The sequence below is a fragment of the Streptomyces sp. ADMS genome, from assembly GCF_033441795.1.
Classification (GTDB): Bacteria; Actinomycetota; Actinomycetes; order Streptomycetales; family Streptomycetaceae; genus Streptomyces.
Genome location: NZ_JAVFVX010000010.1, coordinates 118,378 through 126,686 on the forward strand (window position 1 = coordinate 118,378; position 8,309 = coordinate 126,686).

Consider the following 8,309-nt stretch of genomic DNA (forward strand, 5'->3'; position numbering starts at 1 on the left):
CAGTACGCCCCTGGCCGGCCACGGCCGACCGGCCGGCCACGGCGTTCACCCCGGTGACCGAGGCCGCGCCCCTGCTCACCTTCCAACCGGGGCACGCTTGATCCACGACCAGCGCACTCCCCCATCCGGTGACCGCCTCCCCGGCCACCTGTCCGCCCGCCGGTCGGTCTCCGCCCGGCGGGAGACGGCAAGAGCGGCCGGATCCTGGCCGGCGGCCCGGACCGGCGCCAACACCCTTTAAGATCCACACCTGTTGGAGCGCCGGAACAGGTCTGCGAGGAAACGAATCACCCCATGTCCGAACGGACCGCCGCGCAGTTACGGCACGCCCTGGCCGACCGCAGCCGCCGCATCGTGGACTCGGCGGCGTTCACTGTCACCGTCTTCTGCCTCATCGCGGGCAACGCCGTACTGCTGGGCATCGAGACGTACACCGGCGTCGTGGACGAATGGCACAGCACCCTTCAAGCCGCGGAGCTTGTCTTCCTCGCCGCGTTCACCGCCGAGATCCTGCTGCGGGCCGCCGCCCACGCCGACCGCCCCAAGGACTTCTTCCGCGACCCGTGGAACGTGTTCGACCTGCTCGTCGTCACCGCGGCGTTCCTGCCGTTCGCCCGCGAGAACGCCACCGTGCTCCGGCTGCTCCGGCTGGCCAGGGTGGCGCGCGCGGCGCGCTTTCTGCCCCAGCTGCGGATCGTGCTCGTGGCCGTCGGCAAGAGCCTGCCCGGAACCGTGAGTTTCCTGCTGGTCGGGGCGCTGCTGCTGTACGTCTACGCCATGGTCGGCTGGGTGTTCCTCGCCGACGACGACCCCGAGCACTACGGCTCCCTCGGCCGCGCCGTCCTCACTCTCTTCCTCCTGATCACCCTCGACGGCCTCGGCGACGCGGTCCGCACGGGCCTGGAGATCTCCCGCTGGACCATCCTCTACTTCGGCTCCTACGTCCTGCTCGGCTCCTTCGTCCTGGTCAACCTCCTCATCGGCGTCGTCATCAACTCCCTCGAAGAAGCCCGCGAACTCGAGGCATCGGCCCGGCAGCCACAGGAACAACCCGCCGTGCCCGATGCCCGACGCCTGCACGAGAGCATCGCGACAGCCCGCCAGGCACTCGACACCCTGGAAGCCGAACTGGCCGCTCTGTCCACGCCCCTGCCCCGCGAAGAGGCGGCCCCCACGGCAGCACCCACCGCACCGCAGCCCCGGCTGGAGGATCACTGATCGTGCCGCCGTAGGCGGCTCTCCACCGTGCACCGCCACACCGACGAGGCCCCCATCGGAGCGGACCTCACCGCCGGCAGCCGTTCACGACCGCGGCTTGGCCGATGGCGGGAGATCCGACGCCTTGCCGACGGGCTCGGCCCCGCCGGCTCAGTTGGGAAGTCCTCCTGGTACAAGCCGGTGTGAGTGCCGGCGAGAAGGCGACCCCGTGGCGCGCTCGTTGCCGGTGAAGTGTCCTGAGGGCGCCGCAGGTCGCGGGTCCGCGGGATCCACGCCGCCGCGGATCGCGCCGGGCTCGGAAGACTGAGTGGCCAGGCCCCGTGTCGTTTTCACTCCTATCGTGGAGCAGCACAGCAACGCCCGGCACCGAGGCAGACAGGCAGGACATGAGGAAACCGCAGATCGACTACGCGGCGGTCTTCCGGGCCCTGCCCGGCATGGTGGCCCTGCTCACCCCTGACCTGGTGTACGCCGACGCCAACGACGACTTCGTGCGGCTGTCCGGGCGTACCCGCGAGCAACTGGTGGGCCGCTACATCTTCGACGTCTTCCCCGAGAATCCCCATGACCCTGCCGCGGCCGGCATGCGGGAGACCGAGGCGTCGATGCTCCGTACGGTGGCCACCGGCGAGCGCGACACGATGGCGCTGCTCCGTTACGACATCGAGGACCCCGAGCGGCCCGGCCACTGGCAGGAGCACTACTGGAGCCCGGTCAACGCGCCGATCCTCGGCGCCGACGGGCAGGTCGCACTGATCGCCCACCGGGTGGAGGAGGTCACCGAACTCATCCGCGCCTTCGGCGGTCCGGACGGGGACAGCAGGGACCGTGCGCTGGAGGCCGAGCTGTACACCCGTGCCCGCGAACTGCAGGAGGTCAACGAGCGGCTGCGCGCGGCGCACGCCCGTGAGCGCGAAGTCGCCCTGGCCCTCCAGGCTGCGATGCTGCCCCCGCCGGGCTCGACGGGGCCGCACAGTGCGGCCGTGCTCTACCGTCCCGCCGTCGGCGCGCTGAACGTGTGCGGCGACTGGTACGACCTGGTCGATCTGCCCGGCGGAAGCCTCGCGGTCGCCGTCGGCGACGTCGTCGGCCACGGTCTGGCGGCCGCCTGCGTCATGGGACAGCTGCGCAGCGCCCTGAGCGGGGCCACCCGTGTCGCGGGCGGTCCCGCTCAGGCCCTGGAAGCCCTCGACCTGTACGCACGCTCCGTCGAGGGCGCCGAGTCGACCACCGTCGTGACAACCTTCATCGACTGGGACAGCCGCACCATCACGTACAGCTGCGCCGGCCACCCTCCGCCGGCGCTCGTGCACCCCGACGGCACAGTCGCCTTTCTCGACCAGGCCACCGACCCGCCGCTCGGTGCCCGGCCCGAGCGTGTCCCCCGCCCTCAGGCCCGTACGCCCTTCGCCGAAGGCGCCATCCTGGTCCTGTACACCGACGGCCTGATCGAACGCCGCGACGAGGACATCGACAGCGGCCTGGCCCGCCTCGCCGATTCCCTCACCCGTCACCGGCACGCGACTCCCGAGGCCCTGGCCGACGCACTCCTGACCGACCTCCTGCCGCCGGCAGGCAACACCGACGACACCGCCCTGATCGTCCTGCGTCTGTGAACCGTCCCGGGCCGGCAGCACGACAGCAACCCGCGCGCCCGGCGCTTCAAACGCGGGCACCGCGTCCGCGTCCAGGTCTCCGAGGGGGTGCGGCCGGTGCGGGCGCCGACGGTGAGGCCGTCGTCGGCTTCGACGGCCGCCGGCCCGGCCCGTCCGGCCCACATCGGCCAGACCACCACCGTCGGCCAGGACATCCCCGCCGCTCGGGCAGCCCGAAGGGGCCCGTCGGCTCTGAGCGCGACAGCCGCAGCTTGGCTACGCTTGCCCTTAAGTTCACATACGTTCCTTTTGTTAGTGATTTTCCATTGAGCGCCAATATCATTCAAAAGTTCTAAGGAACCGAAGATGAGTCTCGGTGCCGGTCTTCCAGCCGTGAAACGTGTGGCCGTCGCCGTCGCTGTGGCCACCGCTCTGAGCCTGGTCGGAGCCTGCGGCGGCGACGGGGGCGGGGGCAGCGGGGGCGACAGCCTCAGCGTCGGTGTTCTGCTGCCGGGGGGTGGCGTCTCCCGGTTCGGGCAGTTCGACAAGCCTCTGATCGAGAAGAAGCTCAAGGAGCTGTGCCCGGACTGCCCCGCCGCGACCGTCGCCGCCACGCCCGACCCGGCGGTTCAGCAGCAGCAGTTCGAGGCGATGATCACCAGAGGCATGGATGTCCTGATCCTCGCCGCCGTCGACCCCCAGTTGATGCGCCCGTCCGTCGAGGCCGCGCACCGGGCCGGCATTCCGGTCGTCGCCTATGACCGGCTCGCGCAGGGGCCGATCTCCGGGTACGTCACCTTCGACGGGGAGGAGGTCGGGCGGCTCCAGGCCGAGGCCCTGCTGAAGGCCATGGGTACGAAGGCGGACGGCGGGCGGATCGTCATGATGAACGGCGCCACCACCGACCCCAACGCCGGCTGGTACAAGGAGGGAGCCCTCGCCGTCCTCAAGGGCAGGGTGAACATCGGCAAGTCGTACGACACCGTCAACTGGCGGCCGGAGAACGCCTACGTCAACATGACCGGCGCCATCGCCGCCCTGGGCGGCGAGAACATCGACGGTGTCCTCTCCGCCAACGACAGCATGGCCGGCGCCGTGGTCTCCGCCCTCAACGCCGCCAAGGTCAGGCCGCTGCCCCCGATCACCGGCCAGGACGCCGACCTCACGGCCGTACGGCGCATCGTCAAGGGCGACCAGTACATGACCATCTACAAGCCCTTCAGGCGCGCGACCGACGCCACCGTCGAGATGGCCGTCGCCCTGGGACGCGGTGAGGAGGTCGGGGCCATCGCCACCGGCACCGTCGACAGCCCCACCACCAGGGACATCCCGGCGGTCCTGCTGCCGTCGGTCTCGGTGACCGCCGGCAACATCGAGGCCACGCTGGTGAAGGACGGTATGTACACCGTCGACCAGATCTGCACGCCTGCTCTCCGGTCCGCCTGTGACCGGGCCGGGCTCACCCGATGAGTTCCTGGACCCATGGGGACGGAAGGAGGTGGCCCTGTGCCCGGTCAGCCCCTGCTGGCGTTGCGCGGGATCTCCAAACGGTTCGCCGCCGTACAGGCGCTGGTCGACATCGAGCTGGAGGTCAGGGCCGGGGAGGTGGTCGCCCTGGTCGGTGACAACGCCGCCGGCAAGTCCACCCTGGTCAAGGTGATCTCGGGGGTCGGGCCCCCCGACAAGGGTGTCATCGAGTGGCAGGGCGGCATCGTCCAGATCAGACGTCCCCAGGACGCCAGCCTGCTGGGGATCGCGACCGTCTACCAGGACCTCGCGATGTGCGAGAACCTCGATGTCGTCGCCAACCTCTTCCTCGGCCGGGAGATCCACCGCTACGGCATCCTCGACGAGGTGGAGATGGAGCGCCGCACCCGCGAGCTGCTGCACACCCTGTCCATCCGTATCCCCGACGTACGGGTGCCGCTCGCCACGCTCTCCGGCGGCCAGCGGCAGGTCGTCGCGATCACCCGCTCGTTCCTCGCCTCGCCCAGGCTGCTGCTGCTCGACGAGCCCACCGCCTCGCTGGGCATCCAGCAGACCAACCAGCTGCTCGACCTCATAGAGGAGCTGCGCGACCAGGGTCTCGGGGTACTTCTGATCAGCCACAACATGAGTGACATCAAGGCCGTCGCCGACCGGGTCGCCGTGCTGCGCCTGGGCCGCAACAACGGTCTCTTCGACGTGAACACCACCTCCCAGGAGCAGATCGTCTCCTCCATCACCGGCGCGGCGGACCATGCCGTCGCCCACCGCCCGCACCCGGACGAGGTGTGGCCGTGAAGGAGGAGGCGCCGGGGATGAAGGAGGGGGAGGCCAAGGGAAAGGGGAAAGGGAAAGGCAGCGAGTCCGCCGGGCGTTTTGCCGCCTACGCCGGCGCGGTGCGCCGCAGGCTGCGAGAAGGAGGCCTCGGCCCTGCCCCGGTGCTCCTCGCTCTCGCCGTGACCTGGGCGGTCTTCCAGAGCCTCAACGACAGATTCCTCTCGCCGCGCAACCTGTCCGTCCTCAGCGTGGACATCGTCGGGACCGGCATGGTCGCCGTCGGCATCGTCTTCGTCCTGCTGATCGGCGAGATCGACCTGTCGGTGGGCTCGCTCGCCGGCCTCGCGGGCGCGGTGTTCGCGGCGCTGCACGTGAACCTCGGTATGACGGAATGGTTCGCCGTGATCATCGCGGTGGTCTGCGGTACGGCCATCGGGGCCGTCCACGGGTTCCTCTTCGCCAGGTTCGGCGTGCCCGCGTTCGTCGTCACCCTCGCCGGGCTGCTGACCTGGAGCGGTCTGATGATCTACCTGCTCGGGCCGGACAGCTCCATCCACTTCGCCGAGGGCGGGTTGGTCGCCACGCTGACCAGCCGTTACTTCAGCGCCCCGGTCTTCACCTACGGCCTGGCGGCGCTGTGCACAGCCGTGTATCTGCTCGTCTCCCTCCGCGACCGCGGGCGCCGCGCCGCCGCCGGGATGCCGTGCCGGCCGGTGGGCGAGATCTGGGCGCGTACGGGCCTGCTCGCGGTGGTCGCGTTCACCACCGTCTCCGTACTGGGCCGCTTCGAGGGCCTGCCACTGGCCCTCCTGATCTTCCTCGGGTTCATCGTCGCCTCGGACCTGGTGCTGCGCCGCACGCCCTACGGACGGCGGGTTCTCGCCCTGGGCGGCGGGGTGGAGGCGGCACGGCGGGCGGGCGTCGATGTGACACGCGTACGGATCTCGGTGTTCATGGTGTCGGGGACACTGGCGGCGGTCGGCGGTCTGTTCGTCGCGTCGCGGTTCACCTCGGCGAGCCAGGTCTCCGGCTCCGGCATGCTGCTGATCAACGCCATCGCCGCCGCCGTCATCGGCGGCACCAGCCTGTTCGGCGGACGCGGCTCGACCTGGTCGGCGCTGCTGGGGGTGCTCATCATCCAGTCGATCGCCTCCGGCATGGCGCTGCTCGGAGTGGAGACCGCGGTCCAGTTCATGATCACCGGCGGGGTGCTGGTCACCGCGGTGATCATCGACTCGCTGGGGCGGCGCACGGCTGCGTCGCGGGTGCGGACCTGAGGGAGCAGAGCGCGGCTGCGGCTGCCTCGTCACCGTTCCAGAGGTGAGGGGCCCGTACGTCCGCCCGTCCAGGGCGTCGTCGCCCCACGCCGTCGACTGCGGGACCGAATCTGTTCTCGCTGCCGTACGCGGTCATCCGGGCGTTCCGGGCCTCGGCCTCCGGCCCGTCGGGCAGGTGGTAGACGTCGCCCGCGCTAGAGGAGGATGTCCTCCTCGGTGGTGCGCGCGGTGAGCAGCAGAATCGGTACGTCCGACTCGGTGCGCAGAATGCGGCACACGTCGAGTCCGTCGACCAGGGGCAGCATCACGTCGAGCACGATGGGGTCCGGCTTCGTCGACCTGGCCCGGTCCGGTGCCGCGCGGCCGTCGGCCACCGCCTGCACCGCGTTTCCCTCCCGTTCCAGACAGATCCGGATCAGACGGGACTGCATCTCGTCGTCTTCGGCGACCAGAATCCGAGCGCTCAACGGTTCTCCCCCAACAAGGCCCTGCGCGTACCGGCACCGTACTGCGCTCACAACGCCATTCGGCACCGGTCCCTCCCCACGTGGGGACCGGTGCCGAACGATGGACGGGGACCCGGGAGGAGTCCGGGCGGCGCCGGTTCCGCGGATCTCAGGCCCGCGTGGGGCGACCGACGCCTCCGGCCGGCGAATCCGGCGGAAGCCGGCCGAGAACGTTCGGCGTCAGGGCTGCCCTGCGGATCGCTGCGCTGGTGGTCCGGGTGGATGCCACGCGGCTGATTCCTTGTTGCGTCATGATCCTGCCATTCACGGCTCCAGGAGAGGAGGTTCCGGTGCGGGGCCGAGGGCTTAACCGCAGGTCAGCCGTATAGAGTGAGTTTTCCGGTCCGGATGACACAGTGACACCGGATGACAGACGCGAAGGAAGTAAGGGGTGGAGACCTTGAGTTCCGACTCAGGGGCACGCACGGCCTTCGCGGAGCGACTCGCTCTGTTGTACAAGGAGGCCGGTAATCCTCCCCTCAAGCGGGTGGCCGAAGCTGTTGCCCAGTTGCAGCGGGTCGACGAACGCGGGCGGCCCGTGCGGGTGTCCGTGCAGCGGATCAGCGACTGGCGGCGGGCGAAGAACGTGCCGGCCCAGTTCGCCGCCCTCGCCGCCGTACTGAGCGTCCTCGTCCCGCAGGCCCGGCGCGCCCGCCCCGTGCCGGTTTCCCCCGGGCTGTACGACACAGTCCAGTGGCAGCGCCTGTGGGAGCGCGCCGTCGCCGACCCCGTCGGTGACCGGACCCCGGGGCCCCTGGAGGACGCGGAGCCGCACGCCGTCGAGGTCGCGGCCGTGCCGGGCGGGGTGTGCCCCTACCGGGGCCTCGCCTCGTACCGTCTGGAGGACACCCGCTGGTTCTTCGGCCGGGAGCGCAGCACCGACGCCCTGGTCGCCCAGCTCCGCGCGGCGGAACCCACGGCGACCACTGCCGCCGCCGGCACCGGCGGTCTGGTCATACTCGTGGGCGCCTCCGGGGCGGGCAAGTCCTCCCTGCTGAGCGCCGGGCTCGTGCCCGCGTTGCAGGAGGGGGCGCTGGGCGGTCCGGGGCAGCCGGCCCGGGAGATCCTGCAGCTCGTCCCGGGCAGTGATCCGCTCGCCGAACTGACCCGCCGTATCCCCGGACTCTCACAGCTCCTGTCCCCCGCCGGGGAGCCGGTCGCCGAGCCCGGTACGCCCGAATTCGCCCATGCGGTACGGGAGACGGTCGCCGCCTGGGCCCGCCGCGACGCGCCCGATTCCCCGACCGCCTCTCCCGCCCGCCCTGTGGTCATCGTCGACCAGTTCGAGGAAACGTTCACCCTCTGCCCCGACGAGACGATCCGCAACACCTTCATCCAGATTCTCCACGCCGCCTCCTCGCCCCCGGAGCACGGTGAACCGGCCAGGCACGGTGAGCACGCCGGTTCCGACAGACAGGCCAGTTCCCGCGAGCACGCCGGTTCCCACGAAC

5 protein-coding genes and 2 pseudogenes are annotated in these 8,309 nt (G+C 70.6%); 6 read left to right on the plus strand and 1 reads right to left on the minus strand.

Features of this window, described 5'->3' with window-relative positions:
* Positions 1–294: 294 nt before the first annotated feature.
* The 5 genes from RB628_RS07280 to RB628_RS07300 all read left to right on the plus strand — a co-directional run bounded on the left by RB628_RS07280 (position 295) and on the right by RB628_RS07300 (position 6,352).
* Positions 295–1,218 carry an ion transporter gene (locus RB628_RS07280; RefSeq protein ID WP_318319466.1) on the plus strand — a complete coding sequence of 308 codons (924 nt, stop codon included), beginning with the start codon at positions 295–297 and terminating at the stop codon, positions 1,216–1,218.
* A 386-nt stretch (positions 1,219–1,604) separates the two neighbouring features.
* Complete coding sequence (locus RB628_RS07285) at positions 1,605–2,834, plus strand: PP2C family protein-serine/threonine phosphatase (RefSeq protein WP_318319467.1); 1,230 nt, start codon at positions 1,605–1,607, stop codon at positions 2,832–2,834.
* 345 nt (positions 2,835–3,179) lie between these two features.
* Positions 3,180–4,283: a sugar ABC transporter substrate-binding protein gene (locus RB628_RS07290; protein WP_318319468.1), complete on the plus strand. Its 1,104-nt coding sequence runs from the start codon at positions 3,180–3,182 to the stop codon at positions 4,281–4,283.
* Positions 4,284–4,319: 36 nt separating this feature from the next.
* Entirely contained in the window at positions 4,320–5,096 is a 777-nt protein-coding gene (locus RB628_RS07295) for an ATP-binding cassette domain-containing protein (protein ID WP_318319469.1), read from the plus strand.
* 17 nt (positions 5,097–5,113) lie between these two features.
* Positions 5,114–6,352 carry an ABC transporter permease subunit gene (locus RB628_RS07300; protein WP_318319470.1) on the plus strand — a complete coding sequence of 413 codons (1,239 nt, stop codon included), beginning with the start codon at positions 5,114–5,116 and terminating at the stop codon, positions 6,350–6,352.
* Positions 6,353–6,549: 197 nt separating this feature from the next.
* Here the strand turns inward: RB628_RS07300 and RB628_RS07305 are convergent.
* Positions 6,550–6,819 (minus strand): annotated as a pseudogene (locus tag RB628_RS07305) (response regulator); the annotation flags it as partial.
* Positions 6,820–7,249: 430 nt separating this feature from the next.
* Here RB628_RS07305 and RB628_RS07310 point away from each other — a divergent pair.
* Positions 7,250–8,309 (plus strand): annotated as a pseudogene (locus tag RB628_RS07310) (hypothetical protein); the annotation flags it as partial.

Coding starts and splice junctions, on each gene's coding strand:
- RB628_RS07280 (WP_318319466.1), top strand. CDS start 295: ATGTCCGAACGGACCGCCGCGCAGTTACGGCACGCCCTGGCCGACCGC.
- RB628_RS07285 (WP_318319467.1), top strand. CDS start 1,605: ATGAGGAAACCGCAGATCGACTACGCGGCGGTCTTCCGGGCCCTGCCC.
- RB628_RS07290 (WP_318319468.1), top strand. CDS start 3,180: ATGAGTCTCGGTGCCGGTCTTCCAGCCGTGAAACGTGTGGCCGTCGCC.
- RB628_RS07300 (WP_318319470.1), top strand. CDS start 5,114: ATGAAGGAGGGGGAGGCCAAGGGAAAGGGGAAAGGGAAAGGCAGCGAG.